This is a genomic window from Salinicoccus jeotgali (assembly GCF_055379195.1).
Map to the genome: position 1 here is coordinate 149980 of NZ_AP043830.1, position 22537 is coordinate 172516.

The window sequence follows — 22537 nt, forward strand, 5'->3', positions numbered from 1 at the left end:
TTTATCGTAAACTGTCTTCTCTTGGATTGAAGTCAAACCATCACCTTCTTAAATTAGTTATATATATTATAGAAGTTGTAATTTAATTTGTCAAATACCCCTATAGGTATAAAAGGGGGTCTGTTCGCCAGGTCAGGTGTACTCATCAAGTAGGAAAATTGGACAAAGTAAAGAAGCGGTGAAATAACCGCTTCTTCAGTATACGTCGCCGCATGTCGCTGCAAGCAGTGCTTTAATCGTGTGCATCCGATTCTCTGCCTGCTGAAATACTTTTGAATAAGGGCTCCTGAAAACTTCATCAGTAACTTCAAAACCATCCATCCCGAATTTGTTGAAAACGGTGCGACCCATTTCCGTTTTTGTATCGTGTATGGCAGGGAGGCAATGAAGAAATATGGTGTGAGCTTTACCTGTCATATCCATCAATGACTGATTTACCTGATAAGGGCGGAGAAGGGCGTGTCGTTCCTCAAGAGCATCTTCTTCCCCCATGGAACACCAGACATCTGTATAGATGACATCACTGCCATATACACCCTCTTCAATATTTTCAGTGACCAATGTGCTGCTTCCAGAGTCTTCCTTGATTCCATTGGCTAGTTTCTGAATACTGGTGCTCGGCTGCAGTGCTTTCGGCGCTACTATATTGATATTTACCCCGAGTATCGCGCCTGTAATAAGAAGGGAATGTGAGATGTTGTTTCGGCCGTCTCCGACAAAAGTTACGGTCTTCCCATGAAAGTCCCCTAGATGCTCTTTGATGGTCAGAAAATCGGCAAGCATCTGCGTAGGGTGCCATTCATCGGTGAGTGCATTCCATATAGGCACTCCTGCATGTTCTCCAAGTGATTCGACCGTTGCCTGATCAAATCCTCGATACACTATGCCGTCAAACATCGAACCCAGTACTTTTGCAGTGTCTTCTACAGATTCTTTAGCCCCAAGCTGAATATCATCCTTATTTAAGTACTCTACTTGCGCACCAAGTTTACCGGCAGCTACTGTGAAAGCTGAGCGTGTACGCGTCGACTGCTTTTCGAAAATCATTGCGAGGTGTTTGCCACTCATGAAGCGTTGTGGAATACCGTGCTTTTCTTTAAGCTTCAAATGTTCAGCGAAGTCGATGAGTAATTCCAGTTGTTCCCTTGAGAAGTCGTGCTCCTTTAAAAAATTTCTATTGTGGAACTGTATGAGTTCTAATTGTTTTGCCGTCCCAAATAATCATCCCCTAATTAAAGTTATTAAAGTAATTATACATAAAAATGCCGATTAATCAAATAAATATTTAATATATTGTATAATAATTAGTTTATGGACTGTTTGGTGATGAAATATATTTATGTTGTTCCATACGCCTGCTTGGAGTGACTAATGAAAAAACCATGCATACAATGCATGGCACTCAATATTTTTATTCAGTGATGTGATTTAGTTGTGCAGATCATGATACCTGTTTCGTGCTTCAATCATCATTTCTTTCATTGCATTGAAATCCTCATTCTCAATGGCCTCTGATAGGTGGTTTAGCTGATCTTTAAAGCGTCCTATATGCTCCCTCAGGTAATCTTTATTCATCACAAAAAGTTCAGGCCAAAGCGCTTCATTGATATTGGTGATGCGTGTCAAGTCCCGGTAGCTGTCACCTGTATATCTTTTAGTTTCTCTTTTTGGGTCGTCGCTGTTGATGAGCGAGAGTGCTATGACGTGTGCAAGTTGACTTGTGAAGCCGATGACTTCGTCATGGAATTCAGGCGTAATCAAGGAAACTTCCTTAAATCCCATCTGTTGAACCAGTTCTTTAATGGTGTTGATGTTCCTGCTGTCATTCCGTTCTGTAGGGGTTAGGAGGTAGTTTGCACCTTCAAAAACTTCAGCACTTGAAAAATGCAGGCCCCGATTCTCACGGCCAGCCATGGGATGACCGAAGATGAAATCCACTGTGGCCGGCAAAAGTGGTTCGATTTGGTTGATCAATGCCCTTTTGACGCCTGTTACATCGGTAATGATGGTATTCTCTTTCATGTAAGGAGTGTATTTCTCGATCAGCGATTTTAGAATTCCAGGGTAGACTGAGAATATGATGATATCGGCTGCTGGAATAATATTTTCAGGGTTCTGATAGCCTTTAGAAATTATATTCTGCTGTTCTGCATAAAGGAGTGCCTCCTTATCGACATCAATGCCGAACACCTCATGTTCAGGTAAATGTTTAGCTAGGTTGAGTGCGAATGACCCTCCGATGTTACCAAGGCCGACGATGACTATTTTCATTGAATACCTCCATTTTAATGTCTTAAAGTAGTATAAGCATAAAAAAAATCTAAATCAATCCATATAATTCTGACAATTCTGTATTGACAAATAAATGATGGGTGGTTATAATTGCTCTCAACACATCTCAAAAGAGACGATTATAATGGGACACATAAAACACCAACAACATAATCGATTTTATTTTAGCTATTTTTGATGCCGTTTGTACTCATCATTGCGTACAAACGTAAAACATATTCTGTTTGTATCAATGATGGCTAAAGTATTTTGAGATGTCTAGCCATTTATATAAAATAAGTGGCTAGAATTCGGCAATATAATCTTATTCAACTTGAATCGCCACTTATTTATATAAATAGGTGGCGGTTTTTTTATCAAAATTTTATCTAATGGGAGGTTTTCAATATGATCATTCATGTTGGACAAGGTGCAGAAGAAAGTGAAATACAGGAACTTATACGTAATATAGAAGGTGCAGGATTCGGGGTGAATCGATCTGACGGGAGAAACCGGACTGTTATCGGACTGATAGGAGATACATCTAATGTTACAGAAAATGATTTCGCGAAATATAGGATTGTGGATGGTGTCCATCGTATACAAGCTCCATACAAAAAAGCCAATAGATTGTTTCACGAAGATGACAGTGTCATTGATATAGATGGTGTGAAGGTAGGTGCAGAGAATTTCATGGTCTGTGCCGGCCCATGCTCCGTTGAACATGAAGATGATATGGTGGCACTCGCCCAAAAGCTTAAAGCAACGGGTGCAAACACATTCCGAGGCGGAGCGTTCAAGCCAAGAACCTCCCCATATGCATTCCAGGGGCTTGGTCTCGAAGGATTGAGGATCCTCGATGTTGTAAAGAAAGAAACTGGCTTGCCAATCGTATCTGAACTCATGTCTACAGAATACATCGATGAATTCGTAGATACAGTGGACGTCATCCAGATAGGTGCGCGGAATATGCAGAATTTCGATCTTCTCAAAGCAGTAGGTGAGACCGATAAACCTATATTGCTGAAGAGAGGGATGTCAGCAACGATGAAGGAGTGGTTGATGTCTGCAGAATACGTCATGGCTGGGGGCAATGATAACGTCATTTTCTGTGAGCGTGGTATAAGAACTTTTGAAACGGCCACACGAAATACTTTGGATATTCAGGCAGTGCCAGTCATGCAGAAAGAATCCCATCTACCAATCATTGTTGACCCGAGTCATGCAGCGGGAGTCAGACATGTCATCCCTTCAATGGCGAAGGCAGCTGTCATGGCAGGTGCCAACGGGTTGCAGATAGAAGTTCATGAAGAACCTGAGAATGCGTGGAGTGATGGCCAGCAGTGTTTGACGCCTGATGAACTCGGTGACTTGATGCAATCGATAAACATGTTACTCGACATCGAAAAGAAAACCGCCAATAATCAACAAGTTATCCAACAATAGGATAAAGGAGGGGAACGCCATGAACACCCATGGAAAGTTGAGAGGGAAAATTGATGAGATAGATACAGAGATGATCGCTCTGTTTGAAGCACGCATGGAAATTGCTGAGGAAATAGCAGAATATAAAATTGCACAAGGCATACCAGTGTTTGATGGCACACGGGAAGAAGAAGTGATATGCAGGAATGTAAATAAACTTCAGGATGATGCCTTGAAAGAATACGCCAGCTCATTTTTCAAACATCTCATGGCGCTCTCCAGAAAAAAACAGCAGGAAAATTTTGAAACAAGCAAGATCTCCCATGAAATATAAAAACCGTTACGTATAAAGCCTCTGAAACTGGATCCAGTTTCAGAGGCTTTTCCGTTATTATTCCTCAAGGTGTGTGAGGTCGTAATAAGTATTTTGATATGTTTCATTGATCCAATTACTGAAAAGGAGATGGGCGTGGCTCTTCCAGGAGAACAGAGGTCTGGAAGTAGGGTCATCCTGGATGAAATAATTGCAGGGTGGCAGAATTTTTCCGCCCGTGCGCAAATCTCTTTCATACTCCTCCCCTAAAGTGTTTCGCCCATATTCCAGGTGACCGAGGACGAAGAGGTCACGCTGATCACCAGTACTCATTATGTCTGGGCCAAAGCGGTCGTTACTAGTCAATATCTCAAGCCCCTTTGTATGCTGAACCGCTTTATAATCTATTTGAGCATGCCTGGATTGAGGGACCCGGTAGACATCATCAAACCCTCTCAGTAAGGGGTGACCAGGTTTGAGGTTATCATAGTCGAATACACCGAACAGTTTGTCTGAAAGCAAAAACTTCTGAATGCCAAAATAATGGTTCAATGCGAATTGAGCTCCCCAACAGATGAAGAATCTTGAAAATACATGAGTTTCGGACCACTTCATCATATCGCGCAGTTCGTCTATATAATCCACTTCGTGAAAATCTAGTTTTTCGACTGGCGCGCCGGTCACAATCATACCGTCATACCGCCTGTCAGTTATTTCCCTGAATGTGTGATAATACTTTTGAAGGTGGCTGGTGTGTGTGTTCTTACTGATATGGCTGTTCATATGCATGAAATCCACATCGATCTGCAGTGGCGTATTGCCTAAGAGACGGAGAAGCTGTAACTCCGTCTCTTCTTTTTTAGGCATCAGATTCAGAATGAGAATGCGTAGTGGGCGAATATCTTGAGTATGTGCACGATGCTCTTCTATAGTATAGACATTTTCATTGTGCAAGTGTTCCCTGACAGGTAGACCTTCGATTATTTTTATAGGCATTTAAATCGCATCCAGAGCTTTTTCGAGGTCACCGATGATATCATCGATGTGTTCCAACCCTATAGATACTCGGATGGCTTCAGGTCTGACGCCGCCTTTCAACTGTTCAGATTCGTCGAGTTGCGAGTGTGTCGTTGAAGCGGGATGGATCACCAGAGATTTTGCATCGCCGACGTTAGCGAGTAAGGAGAAGAGCTCCAAAGATTCAATGAAACGTTTTCCAGCTTCATACCCTCCCGTCACACCGAAAGTGAATATGGCGGAGGCGCCCTTTGGAAGATATTTTTTCTGCAGAGCGTTATATTTACTGGATTTAAGCCCCGCATAGTCCACCCATTGTACTTTTTCATGAGCTTCGAGGTATTCTGCTACCACTACTGCATTTTCAACATGTCTCTCCATCCTCAAGGATAATGTTTCGATGCCCTGTATCAGTAGAAATGCATTGAAGGGGGATATCGCAGCGCCTGTATCACGTAATAACGTAGTTCGAAGTTTGAACACGTAAGCGGCCGGGCCGAATGCTTCGGTAAAAACAAGCCCGTGGTATGAGTCGTCAGGTTCAGTAAGCCCCGGGAATTTGCCGTTGTTCCAATTGAAATTCCCGCCGTCCACAATCACCCCGCCTATAGAGGTGCCATGTCCGCCGAGGAATTTAGTTGCAGAATGGACAACAACATTGGCTCCGTGCTCAAGTGGACGGCAAAGGTAAGGTGTGGCAAATGTATTATCGACGATGAGAGGGAGGCCATGAGTTGAAGCAATCTGAGCCAATGCTTCAATATCCTCTATATTGCCCTCAGGATTGCCGATTGTTTCAATGAATATCGCTTTTGTATTATCTTTAATTTCACGTGAAACATTGTCAAGATTCTTTGTGTCGACAAAACTTGTCTCGATGCCGAATTTCGTGAAGGTATGGCTGAATAGGGTGTGTGTGCCTCCATATAGGCTAGTCGTTGAAATGATATGGTCTCCGTTACCAGCAACACCTTGGATGGCATAGGTGATGGCAGCCATGCCTGACGCGACAGCCAAGCCTGCAACCCCGCCTTCAAGATCGGAAACCCGTGTTTCAAGGGCTGCAGTCGTAGGGTTCATGATGCGCGTATATATGTTGCCGGCATCCTGAAGACCGAATAGATCGGCCGCGTGCTTAGTATCATCGAATACATAAGAAGTGGTTTGATAGATTGGGAGCGCGCGTGATTTGGTGTCCGTATCGACTTCTTGGCCTGCATGCAATTGCTTTGTTTCAAAACGATAGTGTTCCGACATTTCCATACCTCCAGATAATATATTAAAATTAAAAAAGAGTCTGCCCAAAGATAAAGGGAGACTCTCGAGTCGCTCATCTTTCAGGACATGCCTGTTGGATTTAGCACCTTACTTAAAAGGTTGCCGGGTTTCATAGGGCCAATCCCTCCACCGCTCTTGATAAGTGAATATTGAATTAAAAGCTATAATACTATAGTCAGTATTTAATTGTCAAATATTTTAAAAAACTTTAAAAATGTTTGGTAGAGTTCCTAATAAGGAAAACGAAATAAAATAACGAAAAGGGGAATGAGCATGAAGATTGTCAAACCTGCTCCTATATATCATGAAGGTGGTTATAGAGCGATCATCCTATTGCATTCTTTTACGGGTACAGTAAGAGATGTGAAAACCTTAGCAGAACATTTGAAGAATGAAGGCTATACGGTATTGGCGCCCAGTCTGGCAGGACATGGCACGGGTCCCGATGCAATGGCGGAAGTTGGTCCTCGAGATTGGTGGCAAGATGTAGAAAAAGCTTATGATAACCTCAAGAAAGATGGCCATGACGAAATTGCGGTTGCTGGTGTCTCTCTTGGGGGACTCCTTTCCTTGAAAGCGGGCGAAGAGCTTGAAGACATAAAAGGAATAGTGGCGATGTCGGTGCCTATGGATAAGGATAGTGATGGCATCAACAGAAGATTGATAGATTACACGCGGAATTTCATGAAGTTCGTTGGGCATTCGGATGAAGAGATAGAAGAAAAGGTTAAGGAAATTGAAGAAGCGCCTATGGAAGGTCTAAAAGATTTCAAAATAATGATGGATGAAGTACATGGACGGTTAACGGAAATCGATGTGCCCGTATCGATAAAATACGGTGAGAAGGACGCTGAATCCTATAGACATAGTGCGCAGCAGATTTATGATGAACTGCAGATCGATGAGAAACATATCAAAGGATATTCAGATACAAGCCATCTCATGACTCGTAGCCGGGAACAGGAAACACTCTTTGAAGACATTACCAGATTTATGGATGGTCTCCCGTGGAAGCGCTAAAAATATCGACGATATAGCTGCAAAGTGAATGACTCCAAAGCTCGTGCGCTTGAAAATCTCTAGGAAACCAGTTAAACTTTACATTAAATTCATATGAAGCCGTCTAGGGTTCCGCCATCTAAATGGGACTGGTCCAAGAGATGGCGCATGAGCGGATCATGACACGGAGGGATAAAAGCCTGGGAGAGAAATCTATTTTCTCCCAGGCTTTTTTTACGGACTAGGAGGAGAATGATGAATATACAATGGATAAAAGTATTTATTGCGAGTGTTTTTGAAGTGGGTTGGGTGATTGGTTTGACCCATTCAACTTCATGGTATCATTGGCTGTTTACAGGCATTGCAATTTTTGTCAGTTTCTACTTGATGATTAATGCGGGGGAATATCTACCTGTAGGTACAGTCTATGCGGTTTTTGTAGGACTGGGTGCATTTGGGACTGTGCTCTCTGAAATCATCTTATTTGGGGCGCCCTTTATACCATTGAAGATCACTTTGATTTCATTAATATTGGTGGGTGTAATAGGTTTGAAGATAGTTACAGATGACAAGGAAAGGCAGGGGGATTAGTATGGCGTGGATATCACTTATAGTTGCCGGAATGTTTGAAGTATGTGGTGTGCTATCTATCAATAAATTGCATAAGGACAAATCGCTTCCTGCCTTGTTGCTCCTTCTCCTATGCTTTGGCCTGTCTTTCTTCTTTCTGGCAGTCGCACTGGAAACATTGCCGATGGGAATGACATATGCAGTGTGGACAGGGATAGGAGCTTCAGGAGGGGCACTTCTTGGAATGTTCTTCTTCGGAGAATCTAGGGATTGGCGTCGCATATTGTTTATACTATTGATTATTTCTGCCGTTGTAGGACTGAAACTTATTTCCTAGGAACCGTCTAGGATCAGCGGGAGCTTTAGTTAAGCTGTTCAAAGACGAGGGATGTAGAAGTAGAGGCCGCTTTCAATAAAGGCGGCCTCTACACATCAGTCTAGATACTTTTCCAGATCGGTATTATTTGTCACGATTAAAACTGTCTCCCCCTCATTGGAACTAGTTGCATAACGCTCGGCTTCATCTTCGCTGAAACCGAAATCCTGGAACTGTTTTCTCATGGTTGTATCCTTGTCTTCTAAAGTAGCTTTTATACTTTCTTTGACTCCCATTTCAATGACACCGGCTGTGTTGATGCCCATCTTGCTGACAATTTCCTTGGTATAATCATAATCATATGAAAGGATATAGATATCACTGCGATTTACATCGTTATTGATAAGCGTGTCTACGGCCTGTTGGAAGACATCCTGATCTTTATAGAGTCTAATGAATGGTTTCATGAAATTTCCTCCGATCCATTTACATAATTCCTATTAAGTTCCCGGTAGACAATCCACCTAAACATAAGAACTCCCACCATAATTTTAAGCTACATTTACAAAAGTGTGGCTATATACAAACATTGACAAAACTTTGGCCACTCTTTAGTATTACAATATTATAAATCCCAAAGAACGGAAGGTGTCTGATTGTGAACGCAGTCCTTATAGCAGTACTGGTAATGATATTATTGAGCCTCTTCAGATTGAACGTAGTATTGGCCCTTTTCATAGGCGCGCTTGCTGGTGGACTTGTGGCCGGTATGGGGTATGGAGAGGTTATCAGCATTTTTACGGAAGGAATCGTTGGTGGTGCAGAAATAGCATTGAGCTATGCATTGCTTGGCGGATTTGCAGCTTTAATCGCCTATAGCGGCATCACTGAAGTGCTGGTGGGTTTCATCATCAGAACCTTGAAAAAAGAGCAATCCAAGAAAGCACGGATTGTCGCCAAAGTGTCGATTGTTTTTGCTTTGTTGGCAATCTCCATAATGAGTCAGAACTTGATTCCGGTACATATTGCCTTTATCCCCATATTAATCCCACCTTTGTTGAGTCTGATGAATGAACTTGGATTTGACCGTCGTCTCATCGCAGTCGTTTTGACTTTCGGATTGACTTTTCCCTATGTTGTACTGCCGATCGGGTTTGGACAAATATTCCAGAATACCATCGTGACCGGGTTCCAATCAGCAGGGGTGGACATTGCTTTTAGCGAAGTCGCTCCTGCGCTTATTATACCGGCGGCTGGCTTTGTAGCAGGGCTGGCAGTGGCACTGTTCTTCTATAGGAAACGCCGTTATTATAAAACGATTGAAATTGGTGACGACACACCTAAACAAATCAACAGCAAGACCATAACCATTGCGATAATCGCAATCATTATAACATTCAGTGTTCAAATAATGACCGATTCCATGATATTTGGGGCGTTGGCTGGAATAATGGTCTTCTTCTTATCTTTCCAGTTCAAATGGCAACAGCTTGATGATGAATTGGTGTCCGGCATTAAAATGATGGCGTATATCGGCATTGTAATGCTTGCAGCAAATGGATTTGCGTCTGTCATATCAGAAACCGGACATGTCAATTCATTGGTTGATGGCATCGCAGGTGCATTGGAAGACCAAAAAGTCCTGATAGTCATTTCGATGCTTCTCGTTGGACTTGTCGTCACTATGGGGATAGGATCATCATTTGCTACAATACCGATCATCTCAAGCATTTTTATTCCGATGGGGATGGAACTTGGACTATCGATTACTGCCATTATTGCAATCATTGGCACCGCTGGTGCTCTTGGAGACGCAGGCTCACCTGCTTCCGATTCGACACTTGGCCCGACGGCAGGGTTAAGTGCAGATGGCCAGCACAATCATATATGGGACACTTGTGTACCCACCTTCGTTTTCCTTAATATCCCAGTCCTCATTGCCGGATTTGTTGCAGGAATGGTTCTATAGGTTGGTGGAAAGCGTCTGCTGTACAAATAGTGGATTAATGGAGAGTTGAGGAGTGACGGAATGTATCATACAGAATCTAAAAGAGAAATGTGGCAGCAATTCATCACGATATTATGGCCGATACTGATAACACAGGTGCTGCTATATTCCATGAACTTGGTCGATACGATGATGTCGGGAAGGGCAGGGGTGGCTGACTTGGCAGGGGTGGCAATTGGTTCTAGCTTTTGGGCCCCTGTTTCCACTGGGATCAATGGCGTTCTTTTAGCCGTTACAGCGATTGTTGCACAACTGTTAGGTGCTGGCCTGAAAGATGAAGTGAATCACACAGTGAACCAAGCGATGTATATTGCCGCTGCTTTAACTGTTTCCGTGGCTGTATTAGGTTTCTTTTTCCTCGATGACTTGTTGGTTCTGATGTCATTAGATGCTTCAGTTCATGATATTGCGTACAAATACCTTGCAGCCCTTTCTACAGGTATACTGCCGTTATTCTTATTCAGTGTATTGCGCAATTTCATTGATGCACAAGGTTTAACGCGTATATCGCTATACGTTATAGCGACATCATTACCGTTGAACGTACTCTTCAACTATGCATTCATATTCGGTAAATTTGGACTGCCGGCACTTGGTGGTGTAGGGGCAGGTGTTGCCACAGCGATTACTTATTGGCTGATATTATTCATCGCAGCCGGCATGGTCTTGAAAGTCGAGAAGTTGAAAGACTTTCAAGTACTAAAGCGGTTCACTCTGCCTGACTTCAGCGTCATAGGCCATCATCTTGCAGTCGGCATACCGATTGGCATACTTATATTTGTAGAAACGAGTATCTTCTCAATGATGACACTGCTGATTGGTATCATGTTCACGACGGAAATCATTGCTGCGAACCAGATTGTCTTGAATTTTACAACGATGCTCTTCATGCTGCCACTCAGCATCTCGATGAGCATGACTATTGTTGTTGGCTTTAGTGCAGGCGGGGGACGATTTGAAGAAGCAAAACTATATAGGACGATGGGAGTTGCTTCGAGTCTTGGGTTGGTAGGTGTGGCTTCCATCATACTGTACTTATTCAGGGAACCCATTTCATATCTGTACACCAGAGATCCTGATGTGGTTATGATAACGATGCCGCTATTCCTGTTTGCCATTGTCTACCAGTTTTCTGATGCTTTGCAGGCAGCTTTCCAAGGTATATTGAGAGGTTATAAGGATGTAGTCTGGCCTTCCATCATTGCAATCGTATCCTATTGGTTTATAGGAATGACTACAGGATATATTCTTGCTGCCTATTCAGCGTTCGAATTCTACGGACTCTGGATTGGAATCATAGCAGGGTTGACTTGTGCAGCCATTGGATTTTATTTACGTCTCAGGCTTATTGAGAAGAAGAAATTACAAGAGCATCTACAAGAGGGATTATAGGTATTCAATTGAAATTGAGTATAAGAAAATAAAGGCGGATGCTTTGGCATCCGCCTTTATTTATTTCCATATATACTTGATGACTTTTGAGAAGATTTTTGAACTGGGATATCTGAATGGGAAATCAAAACAGGTTGTCTGGTCAAGCACACTCTTTTTATGTGTAAAGGTATCGAATGAATATTTGCCATGGTAATTTCCCATACCGCTGTTACCGCGTCCACCAAATGGGAGATGTGGATTGGCCAGATGAAAGACGGTATCGTTTATTGCACCACCGCCGAAAGGAACAGCGCGCACTACACGCTTGGCTTCAGACTTTTTATCAGTGAATATATAAAATGCCAATGGGTCGGGGAGGTCTCTTACATCTAATAATGCTTTATTCAGTGAATCGAATTCAAGGACAGGGAGTACTGGGCCGAATATCTCCTCCTGCATCGCTGGGTGATCAAAATCAGCATTGTCTATAATGGTAGGCTCGATGGCAAGATCATTGCTGAAGGAGCGCCCGCCGTAAATGATATCTCCTTGTATAAGACCTTTTATTCTGTCGAAGTGGTTTTTGTTTACAATGCTCATGTAACGCCCTTTATTGAAGTCTTTGTCATAGAATTTCCTTGTGTAATACTTCATGTGGGTGATTAGTTGCTCTTTTACTTTCGAATCGACATAGACAAAGTCTGGTGCCACACAAGTTTGGCTGGCATTTAGAAATTTACCCCAAACAATGCGCTTAGCGGCTAATTTGATGTTGGCATGCCGCGTTACTATGGCAGGAGATTTCCCCCCCAGTTCTAAAGTGACCGGCGTCAAATGTTGTGACGCTTTCTCCATTACAATTTTCCCGACATGTGAGCTACCGGTATAGAAGATATAATTGAAAGGGAGATCAAGGAGTTCCTGATTGGTCTCTATTCCGCCTTCAACAGAAGTGACATGTTTTTCTGGAAAAGCCAGTGCCATAATATGGGTGATGACTCGGCTCACATGAGGTGTATGTTCTGAAGGTTTCAGAATTGCTGTGTTACCGGCTCCAAGAGCACCAATAAGTGGTGATACGGTGAGATTGAATGGATAGTTCCACGGTGCGATAATCAGCGTTACTCCGAAAGGCTCTTTGTGGATTTTAGAAGTTGAGCCAATATGTGTTGGAGGTGTCTTAACTTTCTCCGTTTCAGCCCATTCTTTGAGATTTTTAATGGTGAAATTGATATCGTTGTAGACATAGCCGATTTCAGTCAGATATGCTTCAGATTCGCCCTTGTTGAAATCTGCTTTCATAGCTTCAAGGAGCATTTCTTCATGGTACTTGATGCTGCGTTTTAACTGCTTGAGCGCTTCTATTCTGAAAGGTATAGGAAGCGTTTTTCCGGTTTGGAAAAATTGCTTTTGTCTTGCGAACAATGATTCAATCATTCAATCACTCCTTCTTCATATATTTAAACCCTACCCGTTTGTACCTTTAGTCAGTCATTTTTCATTAAGGTAACAATCTATATAGAATACGTATGTTCAATTGGAAATCTACTACATTTACTTAATTTTTCTTATTGAAGGCATTGTTTTACGGAGACATGTATACTTTATAGATGCATGTGACCTTATCTTGTGGATTCCTAACAGATGTATCTTCTTTAAATTACCCTATAAAGATGGACTTGTGGTATAATTAATTCTAATCTTACGAAATTGATTGAGGAAGGTGAATGTATGGATATTGGTGTAAACTTCGATCTGATGACCGAAAAATTGACGGCTTATCAAATAGGTAGGGCGGTCGACATTTCTGTTGATCAGGCTCAATCAATAATAGATGGCGATGTAAAGATTCATGAATTAGATGAAGAAACAGTGGCAAAACTAAAAAATTTAAACGATAAATTGATGAACTGAGGTCGGCTGCTGCCAATCTCAGTTTATTTAATACAACCTTTGACGGGTATAATTTAACTGCCTATGATGCTATCATGATGTATAAATGCAAAATAATGGGCAAAGGAGTCTTTCGAGATGAACTTATTGATTCTTTCAGGGAGTGCTTTTCCTGGTTCTCATACACGTTCAGTTGCAGAAACTATTGAAAGTCTCGTAGGACAACCAGAACATGAAGTCACGCATATAGATTTGCGGGAGTTAGACATCCCGATCTTCGGGCAAGGTAAGACGGATGATACAGAGTATTTGAAGCGCCTTGTGGAAGATGCGGATGCGGTCATTATCGGCACACCAAATTATCACACTTCATTTTCCGGAATATTGAAGAACGCATTGGATCATTTATCGATTGATGAGTTCGAGATGAAGTTCGTGGCACTATACTGCAACAGCGGTGGCATGCGGAATTCCGATCCCCTTACGCAACTCAGAATGGTCATGAGAGGGGTTCATGCGATGGTGATCCCAACTCAAGTCTGTACATGCAACGAAGATTTTGAAAAGACTGAAACAGGGTATACACTTAAGAATGAAGCACTCAGAGAACGCTTGAGCGTGATGGTTGATGGATTGATTAAACAATCTAATTCAGAGAGGGTGAGCATCTGATCTTCAGATGCTTTTTTAGATGGATAAACTGGATGTATGGAGAAAAATAAATGAACAAAAAACAAAGAGAGAATATACCTATTTTGATACTGATGGGTATCATAGCGATATTTTTCTTGTCTTTTGTGGATTCGGAGACGAACTTTATCAAAAAAAATAAAGATTCAAATTCATTCGAAGATGCTTTGGATAGACAGCTTTCAAGCGATGCGCTGCATTTAAAATTACAGGAAGGGGCCACTCGAAAAGCAACACCGGAAGAAATCGAAATGGCGATGGAATTACCTGGAGATGGCCTTCATTACCAATTTTTGGTGCTGACAGAATCTGTGGAGACATCAACAGAGGAACTGGATGAAATTCTAGAAGGTAAAGGGATATTGGAAGGACAGGGCGGGGCTTTCATGGAAGCCCAGTCCAGGTACGGAGTGAACGCATTATATCTCATCAGCCATGCACAATTGGAAACAGGAAATGGACGTTCACAGCTTTCTCAAGGCCAGGAACTGGAAGGGGAGCGCTATTACAATTTCTTTGGTATTGGGGCATTTGATTTTGAAGCTGTAGAGGCAGGAACGAGCTATGCAGTACGTGCAGGATGGAATGAACCGGAAAAAGCGATTTTAGGAGGGGCTGATTTCATCAAAAACAACTACTTGGATAAGGGTCAAAAGACCCTCTATGCAATGCGGTGGAATCCTGAATCTCCAGGCGATCATCTTTATGCTTCCGATATCGAGTGGGCGAGTAAAATCGGCAATATCATGAAGGGGCATTATAGACAGTTGGATCTGGAAGGTCACAACTTCATCCAAGATTATTATGATGAATAAGAAAAGAGTCCAGCCTAGTAGCTGGACTCTTTTCTTATTCGCCAAGGGTGGCTGTAAATATTGAAAGAATCTCCCCTTATAAATCCAACTGCAGTAATATTCAAATCTTCAGCCATCTTTATGGCTAGATTCGTAGGAGCGGACTTGCTTAAAACAATACCGACACCAATTTTAGCAGCTTTTGTCAACACTTCCGATGAGATCCGGCCGCTGAATATGAGTACCTTATCTTTTACGGAAATACGGTTCGTGAGGCAATGACCGTATAGTTTATCCAGTGCATTATGCCTGCCGATATCTCCCCGATGGAGAAAGGCGCCATCTTTAGTGCCAAGGCTTGCGTTGTGGATACCACCGGTCTTCTTGAAGATCATACTGCTAGATTGCATTTCTTGCATTAAACTGATGCATGCAGAAGGGGTAAGTGTGGTTCGGGACATTGAGATTTTAGTGGTTTCCGCATCATTCTGGAAATAGAATTGCCGGCTTTTACCACAGCATGAGCCGAGCACTCTCTTTGAATAGGTGAAGTGATCGGTCACGACTTCATGAAACAGTCGGACATGACAGAAGCCACCTCTGTCATCCAAGTTTATTGATTCAATTTCATTAAAATGCCTAATGACACCTTCGGAGGCAAGAAATCCAACCACCAGTTCTTCGAGGTGCTCAGGAGAGCACACCAGTGTAGCAAATTCGATATCATTTATATATATTGTGAGAGGGAATTCTTCAACGAGTGTATCCTCGATGTTTGTAATCCCTGCACTGTCGTAGCGGGTAATGGATCGCTTGGTCGTAATTTTCAAGGCAGTTTCCCTCCTCATCTTCGTGTTAAAAACGAATTCGTTCCTGCACCAACAACTTTGCCATTTCACATTTTCACCTATTATCTAACACTGCTTTTTTCTGGAATGAAAGTCAGTATATCTATGACTAGTTTAAAGCACAAATGGACTTATTAGTAACTAAACTGCTCTTTTATCACCATGCAAAACATGGCAGATCTGTCACTATTGCTTGACTTCATTTAGAATAGTCATGACCTAATATAATCATAAATGAATTTCAATCATCAGCATACCTAAAATTATTTGCTGGTGGCAAGAGTATCCTGATACTGATAAATTTATAATTCATATTCTAGGAAATAGGGCGGATAATGTTCGATATGATGATTTAAAAATGATACAGGCAATAGAATATTCATTGGACTATAACAGTCGATTTATGATGCAGAGTATTCAAACATCTGGAATATGTGCTAATATATTAGGAACTGTATGTGTAAAATCATATTGAATATACCTATAAAGTGAGGTTAGTGTATGAATAGTTCCAGATGGGGATCTAAATTAGGTTTTGTGCTCGCTGCAGCAGGTTCAGCAATTGGCTTGGGCGCGCTTTGGCGTTTTCCGTACATGACAGCTGAGCACGGGGGTGGCGCTTTCCTTCTTGTCTTTCTTCTAATGACACTTTTTATCGGCATGCCGCTTCTTCTATCAGAATTCGTCATAGGTAGAGCCAGTCAGCGTAATCCCATTGAAGGATTCGAATACCTCGGAGGGAAAAAATATTACCGTATATTCGGTTGGCTTGGTAATATTGGTGTCTTCCTGCTTTTGTCTTTCTATAGTGTCATCGGAGGTTGGATTCTGATATATCTGGTCATAGCACTCGGAGAGAGCATCAATATGATTCAGATTGACAATTATGGGGCGGCTTTCGAAGGCATAATATCCAACCCGCTCTATGCTGTGATCGGGCAAGGTGTTTTTATCTTCCTGACAGCCTTTATAGTGGCAAAGGGTGTACAAGAAGGGCTTGAGCGCGCATCTAAAGTGATGATGCCCCTCTTGTTCATTCTATTTTTGATTGTAATCATCCGTTCCGTAACTTTACCGGGAGCTGTGGAAGGAATCTCATTTTTCCTGACGCCAGATTTGAGTGAAATTGATTCGACCGCAATATTATATGCATTGGGTCAATCATTCTTTGCTTTGAGTATAGGTGCAACGACTATGATCACTTATTCTTCCTATCTTGGAGAAGAGCATAATCTGACTAAATCAGCGCTTTCCATTGTTCTTATGAATGTAACAATATCCATAATGGCAGGGTTGGCAATATTTCCAGCAATTGCATCTCTTGGCATGGAAGCAGCAGAAGGTCCAGGGCTCGTGTTTATAGTGCTACCTCAAGTATTTGCCGAGATTCCTCTTGGATTTCTATTCTATATTCTGTTCCTTGGAGCATTCCTGTTTGCGACTTTGACTTCTTCAATTTCCATGATTGAGATAAATGTGGCGAATGCGATAAAGGGCAATGAGAGGAAACGCCGCAGTATGGCTTATATATTCGGTTTCTTTGTATTTTTAGCCGGTATACCTTCTGCCCTCTCCTACGGAGTTTTGAGTGATGTATTGATATTCGGCAAGTCGATATTCGATAGCGTGGATTTCCTGGTCTCAAACATCATGTTGCCAATCGGAGCGCTTGTCTCCACTCTGTTCGTCGGATTTGTAATTGACCGCCGTGTCACCATGCACCAGCTCAATGTCGATAAAACTAGTGGTATGTATGGTTTCTACAAATTGTGGATGGTTATGCTCAGGTTTGTATTACCTGTCATAATATTGATAGTCTTTGTAGTAAGTATAGTAGGATAAATAATCTAAAGACCGTTGATTGAAGAACAATCAACGGTCTTTGTCTTATGACGTCATCAGTTTTAGATTGAATTTATGTTAGATTTCTGAAAAATCATGTGCTAGTATATTAATATGATTTGGGAAGCGGACATTTTGGTGGAACATCAACTGCTGTAATGACGTATATGATCAAATTTCAATGCAGATAAAGTCTTATAATTTATGGGAGAGTGAATAATGAGTCAGAGAAAAAAGCAGGACATCATCAACATGGCGCAAAAAGAAAACGTCAGGTATATCCGTCTACAGTTTACAGACATTCTCGGAACCGTCAAGAACGTTGAAGTGCCGACAAGCCAACTGGGTAAAGCGCTCGATGGAGAGATGATGTTTGATGGCTCTTCAATAGAAGGCTTCGTTCGAATTGAAGAGTCTGACATGTATCTTGTTCCAGACTTGGATACTTGGAGTGTTTTTCCATGGACCGCTGGAAAAGGTAAGGTCGCAAGACTCATTTGTGATATTTATACGATAGAAGGCCAACCCTTTGAAGGAGACCCAAGATCTAATTTAAAACGTGTGCTGAAAGAAATGGAAGAGCTGGGCTATAGTGCGTTCAACTTAGGGCCTGAGCCTGAATTCTTCTTGTTCAAACTAGATGATAAGGGTCAACCGACTACTGAACTTAATGATCAGGGAGGCTATTTTGACTTAGCCCCGACGGACTTGGGGGAGAATTGCAGAAGGGACATCGTACTGGAATTGGAAGATATGGGTTTTGAAATAGAAGCGTCACACCATGAGGGTGCTCCAGGACAACATGAAATCGACTTTAAGTATGCGGATGCCATTACTGCATGCGACAACATACAGACTTTCAAGCTCATAGTCAAAACTGTTGCGAGAAAGCATGACCTTCATGCAACGTTTATGCCGAAGCCGATATTTGGTGTAAATGGTAATGGGATGCATTTCAATGTATCGCTATTTAAAGGGAAGGATAATGCTTTCTATGATGAGAGTGAGGCTTCGGGCCTTAGTCAGGATATGTCCTACTTCATGGCAGGAATTCTAGAGCATGCACGAGGATTCACAGCCATCTGCAATCCCATCGTAAACTCCTATAAAAGATTGGTGCCAGGCTATGAAGCGCCAAGCTACGTGGCTTGGAGCGGTAAAAACAGGTCACCATTATTGAGGATTCCATCTTCCCGAGGGCTTTCAACGCGTGCAGAAATCAGATCCGTAGATCCAGCAGCTAATCCATATTTGGCATTGGCGGTCATACTAAAAGCTGGGTTGGAAGGAATCAAAAATGAAGTGGAACTTCCCGAGCCGGTCAATGTAAACCTCTATGAGATGTCTCGTGCTGAGAGGGAAGCTGTAGGAGTTGAAGACTTGCCTTCTACGCTTTATACAGCTTTGAAGGCACTTAATGAAGACGAGATTGTGAAAGAGGCACTTGGAAACCATATTCATAAGCATTTCGATAAAAACAAAAGTTTGGAATGGGAAATGTACCGTTCACAAGTAACGTCATGGGAATTGAAGCATTATTTAAAACAATACTAAAAATACGGGGCGGGAGCCCCGTATTTTTCATTTAATAATGGCAGTCGTTATAACGACCGGCATAATAACGGGCATAAATATTTTTTTGTTTCTCCATAATACGTGGTTTTTATCGGTAACGTAATGCGATATCAAGAGCGACAAATATGGTGGCGTTATAATCAGGTGGATATATTAAAAAGATTAACATCAAAAAGATGATTTGATATAAATCTTTAAAATTGCTCAGCCTCTAGAGTGGGGTTACGAACCTATTGAGGTGTACCCAGTTATCTGTGTGACAATGCGGAATGCTATCGCGGAAGAGGAAATTTTTATCTTATGATCAATTTTGGGATAAGAGGGATATTATTTCGTTTGTCAAAATAAGCTAGACAGTTCCTTTTCACCCATGTAACTCAAAAAGACTTCCAATGGTGTCCGGTAGTTCAATGATTTTCTCGGTATGTGGTTTCTTCTTGAAGCGACAGACGAGACAAATATCTGATCGACCGTGTTGAAATCCATGTCTTTGGGCAGTCCATCCTTTCTGAGCAGGCCATTGGAATGTTCATTCAATCCCCGTTGAGACGGTGTCCCTGGGTCGGCAAAGTAGATGGACAGATCGTTCTGGTTGCTCATCGATTGCCAGTTGGAGAATTCCTTACCACAGTCGAAAGTGATGGACTTGAACAGGTTTCTGGGCATCTCTTGACACCACGTATTGATGGCAGACTCGATTGCCTGTGCCGTCCGGCCTTCAGGCTTCAAGGTGATAATGACCTTAGACAGGCGTTCAACCAGCGTGATGACGGCACTCTTGTGGCGGACACCGACGATGGTATCTCCCTCGAGATGGCCGAATTCTTCATTGAACGCCGGGTAGTCAGTTGTTCTTTCAGAGATGTTTCGCCTGAAGGCCTGTCTGCCCCGGCGTTCCTGATGGCCATTTGGTTTTCGCTTGCCTTGCATCGGCAGTGTGGCTACATCAAAGGTTTTTCGTTTGAACATTCGATACAGTGTACGGCCCGAGCAGTCAATTGGCATCTCCTGCCGACCGACAATCACATCCGGTGTCCAGCCTTGCGCCACCTGCTTTTCAACATGTTTCTGCTGATCGGTCGGTAGAACAATCCGTTTTCTACCACACCGGCTTTTGTTTTCCTTATAGCGCCGATAATACTCCAGCGCAGTGTGCCCGTCCTTGAGATATGCGATGACATTATGGACCGTCTGACGGGCACGCCCAATCCGTTTCGCAATCTGTGAAGTCGGGGTCTCTTGATGGAAATAGGCTTCTATGATTACTAGCTCGTCCGTGGTAATATGGGTGTAGGTCATGCGTGATCACTCCTATGATTTTCTTTGGTCGGAAAACTCATTTTGAGTGTATCACGCGTGACCCTTTTTAGGTGTCTAGCTTAATTTTACAATCGGCGTTATAAAATAAAAACGCACATCGGCAAGAGCCGATGTGCGTTTATTCTATTCAAAGATTGTAAAATCTTCCGCCAGATCTTCGACATCATCATTGAGATTTGTCTCAGAAATATTGCGTGCATTGTACCCTATGCGTTCCAAAGTACTGATTAAGTCTACGTATAATAGGCCACCATCGGTTGAACATAGTCCTTTGTTCAGACGCTTGACGTGCTGTTTTCTAAGTTTGTTCTCGATCTTATAGGATTTTTGGCTGAGTCTGATGACTTCCTCCAAATCTTGTGGGCTGTAAATATCGAGCGATTGGACTGCCTTGCTGTAAGATTTATAGACATGTTTGAATAGGTCTTCCAAGCCCTCTTGTGCTGGCTCGGTCAGAACGATCTTTTCACGGAATTTTTTGTTGTAAAGGTCTGTATAGTCATTGATCTGATCTGTCGCCTTGTAGAAGATGCGGGTTACTTCGAGCAACGTTGATTGCCTCTCTGCATCTTCAGGGGAAATGTCGTACTTGGATGCATCTATCAGATACTTTCTGAGTGCATCTTGAAGTGTATCGACTACATTTACTTTTTCTTTGATCTGCTTATACATCTTAGGATCATTATTTTCACTGAATTTTTTTGCATCATCCAGTATGCTTATCGTAAGGTTTCCAAGGTTTTGAACTTCCTTTTGGGCACCTTGCAAAGCGAGACCTGGAGACCGCTTCAATAATAGTGGATCAAGATGGTTCGGTTTGTAATCCTCGGAAAAGTCCCGTCCCGGTACGATGCGGGTTACAATCCAGGCAAGGAGTGCAATGAATGGTAGTTGGATAAGCGTATTGGTGACGTTGAAGAAGCCGTGGGCAAATGCAATCGTCATTTCCGGATTCAGTTGGAGCACTGACTGCAAGTAAGATATCAAGCCGATAAAGAGCGGCATGGCGATCAGAAATATTGTGCCACCAATCAAGTTGAATATAACATGCACAGCTGCAGCTCTTTTTGCTGCAATAGAACCGACGAGTGCGGCAAGCACAGCTGTAATGGTTGTCCCTAAGTTATCTCCGAGCAGTACCGGCAATGCTGCACTTAGATCAATCAGATCATTGCTGAATAAACTTTGTAAAATACCAATAGTGGCACTCGAACTCTGTACGATGACCGTCAATACTGTTCCTACTGTTATACCGAGCAGCGAATTGGATGACATGTCAATCATGAGGTTTGTAAACCATGGGTATTCTGCCAATGGCTTCATTCCCTGCCCCATCAGGTCAAGACCATAGAATAAAGCACCAAACCCGAAAAGTATCCGTCCGATATTATGTGCTTTAGGGTTGTTTTTCAGGAAGAAGATAAGGAAAGCACCCACTGCAAGAATAGGCAAGGCGTAATCACCAATCTTCAACCCGATTATAAATGCTGTAACTGTCGTCCCTATGTTAGCTCCCATTATGACACCAATGGACTGACGCAATGTCATGAAACCTGCTGATACCAGACCAATAGTCAGAACTGTGGTTCCTGTACTGGTTTGAATCAAGATTGTAACTATTATACCAGCGAGTATACCTTTTATAGGATTTGAAGTCATGCGGTTGAGTATCTCTCGCAACCTGTCTCCGGCTGAAGCTTGTAAGCCGTCGCCCATCTGTTTGATGCCGTAAAGAAAAATACCAAGTCCGCCTGCGAATAGGAAGATGACTTCCATCGGACTGAGTTCCATAATTATTCCTCCAACCAGGTACATAGTACCTTACAAAGTTTTTACTTTTAAGAGTGCTGATCCATTTGTGGTTACGCCTTACATTATAAAATGAAAGATATTAAAATGCATTAGGATAAAAAAATTAATCTGAGTTAAAATCTTGTATTTGAAGGGAAGCGCGCGTTCATACGATTAAAATCAAAAATATTAAATATTCACAAAAGATAAAAT

At 42.3% G+C, this 22537-nt stretch carries 21 protein-coding genes and 2 riboswitches; of the genes, 12 read left to right on the forward strand and 9 right to left on the reverse strand.

What is annotated here, in order from left to right; genetic code table 11:
* Positions 1 to 195: 195 nt before the first annotated feature.
* Positions 196 to 1191 carry an ornithine carbamoyltransferase gene (argF, locus tag ACZ43I_RS00685; RefSeq protein WP_344703850.1) on the reverse strand — a complete coding sequence of 332 codons (996 nt, stop codon included), beginning with the start codon at positions 1189 to 1191 and terminating at the stop codon, positions 196 to 198.
* A 237-nt stretch (positions 1192 to 1428) separates the two neighbouring features.
* On the reverse strand, positions 1429 to 2271 hold the full coding sequence (locus ACZ43I_RS00690; protein WP_344703789.1) for a prephenate dehydrogenase: 843 nt from the start codon (positions 2269 to 2271) through the stop codon (positions 1429 to 1431).
* Positions 2272 to 2679: 408 nt separating this feature from the next.
* Between ACZ43I_RS00690 and aroF the strand changes: the two genes are divergently transcribed.
* Entirely contained in the window at positions 2680 to 3717 is a 1038-nt protein-coding gene (gene aroF, locus ACZ43I_RS00695) for a 3-deoxy-7-phosphoheptulonate synthase (RefSeq protein WP_344703787.1), read from the forward strand.
* Positions 3718 to 3736: 19 nt separating this feature from the next.
* A complete protein-coding gene (locus ACZ43I_RS00700; protein WP_344703785.1) occupies positions 3737 to 4030 on the forward strand; it encodes a chorismate mutase in 294 nt (97 codons plus the stop codon).
* A 57-nt stretch (positions 4031 to 4087) separates the two neighbouring features.
* Here the strand turns inward: ACZ43I_RS00700 and ACZ43I_RS00705 are convergent, their stop codons facing one another.
* Together ACZ43I_RS00705 and ACZ43I_RS00710 are read right to left on the reverse strand one after the other, a co-directional pair.
* The gene (locus ACZ43I_RS00705) at positions 4088 to 5005 is read right to left on the reverse strand and encodes a homoserine O-succinyltransferase (RefSeq protein ID WP_344703783.1); all 918 of its coding nucleotides are present in this window, start codon (positions 5003 to 5005) and stop codon (positions 4088 to 4090) included.
* Positions 5006 to 6283, reverse strand: a complete 1278-nt coding sequence (locus ACZ43I_RS00710; protein ID WP_344703781.1) for an O-acetylhomoserine aminocarboxypropyltransferase/cysteine synthase family protein — start codon at positions 6281 to 6283, stop codon at positions 5006 to 5008. It lies immediately after the preceding gene.
* 70 nt (positions 6284 to 6353) lie between these two features.
* Positions 6354 to 6449: riboswitch (SAM riboswitch) on the reverse strand.
* A gap of 128 nt (positions 6450 to 6577) precedes the next feature.
* On the opposite strand from ACZ43I_RS00710, the gene ACZ43I_RS00715 reads away from it, so the two are divergent.
* The 3 genes from ACZ43I_RS00715 (at position 6578) to ACZ43I_RS00725 (ending at position 8210) form a co-directional block, all read left to right on the forward strand.
* A complete protein-coding gene (locus ACZ43I_RS00715) occupies positions 6578 to 7324 on the forward strand; it encodes an alpha/beta hydrolase (protein WP_344703779.1) in 747 nt (248 codons plus the stop codon).
* Positions 7325 to 7416: 92 nt separating this feature from the next.
* Positions 7417 to 7512, forward strand: a riboswitch (guanidine-I (ykkC/yxkD leader).
* Between the two features lie 46 nt (positions 7513 to 7558).
* Positions 7559 to 7894 carry a DMT family transporter gene (locus ACZ43I_RS00720; protein ID WP_344703848.1) on the forward strand — a complete coding sequence of 112 codons (336 nt, stop codon included), beginning with the start codon at positions 7559 to 7561 and terminating at the stop codon, positions 7892 to 7894.
* A 1-nt stretch (position 7895) separates the two neighbouring features.
* Positions 7896 to 8210, forward strand: a complete 315-nt coding sequence (locus ACZ43I_RS00725) for a DMT family transporter (RefSeq protein ID WP_344703777.1) — start codon at positions 7896 to 7898, stop codon at positions 8208 to 8210.
* A 95-nt stretch (positions 8211 to 8305) separates the two neighbouring features.
* Here ACZ43I_RS00725 and ACZ43I_RS00730 read toward each other — a convergent pair whose 3' ends face one another.
* A complete protein-coding gene (locus ACZ43I_RS00730; protein ID WP_344703775.1) occupies positions 8306 to 8656 on the reverse strand; it encodes a YflT domain-containing protein in 351 nt (116 codons plus the stop codon).
* 188 nt (positions 8657 to 8844) lie between these two features.
* On the opposite strand from ACZ43I_RS00730, the gene ACZ43I_RS00735 reads away from it, so the two are divergent.
* Positions 8845 to 10158: a Na+/H+ antiporter family protein gene (locus ACZ43I_RS00735; RefSeq protein ID WP_344703846.1), complete on the forward strand. Its 1314-nt coding sequence runs from the start codon at positions 8845 to 8847 to the stop codon at positions 10156 to 10158.
* A gap of 60 nt (positions 10159 to 10218) precedes the next feature.
* The gene (locus ACZ43I_RS00740) at positions 10219 to 11589 is read left to right on the forward strand and encodes an MATE family efflux transporter (protein ID WP_344703773.1); all 1371 of its coding nucleotides are present in this window, start codon (positions 10219 to 10221) and stop codon (positions 11587 to 11589) included.
* 60 nt (positions 11590 to 11649) lie between these two features.
* On the opposite strand, the gene ACZ43I_RS00745 is transcribed toward ACZ43I_RS00740, so the two are convergent.
* On the reverse strand, positions 11650 to 13008 hold the full coding sequence (locus tag ACZ43I_RS00745) for an aldehyde dehydrogenase (RefSeq protein ID WP_344703771.1): 1359 nt from the start codon (positions 13006 to 13008) through the stop codon (positions 11650 to 11652).
* A gap of 294 nt (positions 13009 to 13302) precedes the next feature.
* Between ACZ43I_RS00745 and ACZ43I_RS00750 the strand changes: the two genes are divergently transcribed.
* The 3 genes from ACZ43I_RS00750 (at position 13303) to ACZ43I_RS00760 (ending at position 14969) form a co-directional block, all read left to right on the forward strand.
* Positions 13303 to 13485, forward strand: a complete 183-nt coding sequence (locus ACZ43I_RS00750; protein ID WP_344703769.1) for a hypothetical protein — start codon at positions 13303 to 13305, stop codon at positions 13483 to 13485.
* 117 nt (positions 13486 to 13602) lie between these two features.
* Complete coding sequence (locus tag ACZ43I_RS00755; RefSeq protein WP_344703767.1) at positions 13603 to 14136, forward strand: NADPH-dependent FMN reductase; 534 nt, start codon at positions 13603 to 13605, stop codon at positions 14134 to 14136.
* Between the two features lie 50 nt (positions 14137 to 14186).
* Complete coding sequence (locus tag ACZ43I_RS00760; RefSeq protein WP_344703765.1) at positions 14187 to 14969, forward strand: N-acetylglucosaminidase; 783 nt, start codon at positions 14187 to 14189, stop codon at positions 14967 to 14969.
* Between the two features lie 14 nt (positions 14970 to 14983).
* Here the strand turns inward: ACZ43I_RS00760 and fdhD are convergent, their stop codons facing one another.
* On the reverse strand, positions 14984 to 15778 hold the full coding sequence (gene fdhD / locus ACZ43I_RS00765; RefSeq protein WP_425568407.1) for a formate dehydrogenase accessory sulfurtransferase FdhD: 795 nt from the start codon (positions 15776 to 15778) through the stop codon (positions 14984 to 14986).
* A gap of 519 nt (positions 15779 to 16297) precedes the next feature.
* Between fdhD and ACZ43I_RS00770 the strand changes: the two genes are divergently transcribed.
* Together ACZ43I_RS00770 and glnA are read left to right on the forward strand one after the other, a co-directional pair.
* Positions 16298 to 17638 carry a sodium-dependent transporter gene (locus ACZ43I_RS00770; RefSeq protein ID WP_344703761.1) on the forward strand — a complete coding sequence of 447 codons (1341 nt, stop codon included), beginning with the start codon at positions 16298 to 16300 and terminating at the stop codon, positions 17636 to 17638.
* A gap of 219 nt (positions 17639 to 17857) precedes the next feature.
* A complete protein-coding gene (gene glnA, locus ACZ43I_RS00775) occupies positions 17858 to 19192 on the forward strand; it encodes a type I glutamate--ammonia ligase (RefSeq protein ID WP_344703759.1) in 1335 nt (444 codons plus the stop codon).
* Between the two features lie 360 nt (positions 19193 to 19552).
* Here glnA and ACZ43I_RS00780 read toward each other — a convergent pair whose 3' ends face one another.
* Both ACZ43I_RS00780 and ACZ43I_RS00785 read right to left on the reverse strand, forming a co-directional pair.
* Positions 19553 to 20512, reverse strand: a complete 960-nt coding sequence (locus ACZ43I_RS00780) for an IS30 family transposase (RefSeq protein ID WP_380710055.1) — start codon at positions 20510 to 20512, stop codon at positions 19553 to 19555.
* Positions 20513 to 20656: 144 nt separating this feature from the next.
* Positions 20657 to 22324, reverse strand: coding sequence for a Na/Pi cotransporter family protein (locus ACZ43I_RS00785; protein WP_344703159.1), 1668 nt, complete (start codon positions 22322 to 22324; stop codon positions 20657 to 20659).
* Positions 22325 to 22537 lie beyond the last annotated feature (213 nt).

What these genes read in the sequence shown, in the direction of transcription:
- ACZ43I_RS00690 (WP_344703789.1), bottom strand. Translation starts at nt 2,271, where the DNA reads ATGAAAATAGTCATCGTCGGCCTTGGTAACATCGGAGGGTCATTCGCA.
- aroF (WP_344703787.1), top strand. Translation starts at nt 2,680, where the DNA reads ATGATCATTCATGTTGGACAAGGTGCAGAAGAAAGTGAAATACAGGAA.
- ACZ43I_RS00700 (WP_344703785.1), top strand. Translation starts at nt 3,737, where the DNA reads ATGAACACCCATGGAAAGTTGAGAGGGAAAATTGATGAGATAGATACA.
- ACZ43I_RS00705 (WP_344703783.1), bottom strand. Translation starts at nt 5,005, where the DNA reads ATGCCTATAAAAATAATCGAAGGTCTACCTGTCAGGGAACACTTGCAC.
- ACZ43I_RS00710 (WP_344703781.1), bottom strand. Translation starts at nt 6,283, where the DNA reads ATGTCGGAACACTATCGTTTTGAAACAAAGCAATTGCATGCAGGCCAA.
- ACZ43I_RS00715 (WP_344703779.1), top strand. Translation starts at nt 6,578, where the DNA reads ATGAAGATTGTCAAACCTGCTCCTATATATCATGAAGGTGGTTATAGA.
- ACZ43I_RS00720 (WP_344703848.1), top strand. Translation starts at nt 7,559, where the DNA reads ATGAATATACAATGGATAAAAGTATTTATTGCGAGTGTTTTTGAAGTG.
- ACZ43I_RS00725 (WP_344703777.1), top strand. Translation starts at nt 7,896, where the DNA reads ATGGCGTGGATATCACTTATAGTTGCCGGAATGTTTGAAGTATGTGGT.
- ACZ43I_RS00730 (WP_344703775.1), bottom strand. Translation starts at nt 8,656, where the DNA reads ATGAAACCATTCATTAGACTCTATAAAGATCAGGATGTCTTCCAACAG.
- ACZ43I_RS00740 (WP_344703773.1), top strand. Translation starts at nt 10,219, where the DNA reads ATGTATCATACAGAATCTAAAAGAGAAATGTGGCAGCAATTCATCACG.
- ACZ43I_RS00745 (WP_344703771.1), bottom strand. Translation starts at nt 13,008, where the DNA reads ATGATTGAATCATTGTTCGCAAGACAAAAGCAATTTTTCCAAACCGGA.
- ACZ43I_RS00750 (WP_344703769.1), top strand. Translation starts at nt 13,303, where the DNA reads ATGGATATTGGTGTAAACTTCGATCTGATGACCGAAAAATTGACGGCT.
- ACZ43I_RS00755 (WP_344703767.1), top strand. Translation starts at nt 13,603, where the DNA reads ATGAACTTATTGATTCTTTCAGGGAGTGCTTTTCCTGGTTCTCATACA.
- ACZ43I_RS00760 (WP_344703765.1), top strand. Translation starts at nt 14,187, where the DNA reads ATGAACAAAAAACAAAGAGAGAATATACCTATTTTGATACTGATGGGT.
- ACZ43I_RS00770 (WP_344703761.1), top strand. Translation starts at nt 16,298, where the DNA reads ATGAATAGTTCCAGATGGGGATCTAAATTAGGTTTTGTGCTCGCTGCA.
- glnA (WP_344703759.1), top strand. Translation starts at nt 17,858, where the DNA reads ATGAGTCAGAGAAAAAAGCAGGACATCATCAACATGGCGCAAAAAGAA.
- ACZ43I_RS00780 (WP_380710055.1), bottom strand. Translation starts at nt 20,512, where the DNA reads ATGACCTACACCCATATTACCACGGACGAGCTAGTAATCATAGAAGCC.
- ACZ43I_RS00785 (WP_344703159.1), bottom strand. Translation starts at nt 22,324, where the DNA reads ATGGAACTCAGTCCGATGGAAGTCATCTTCCTATTCGCAGGCGGACTT.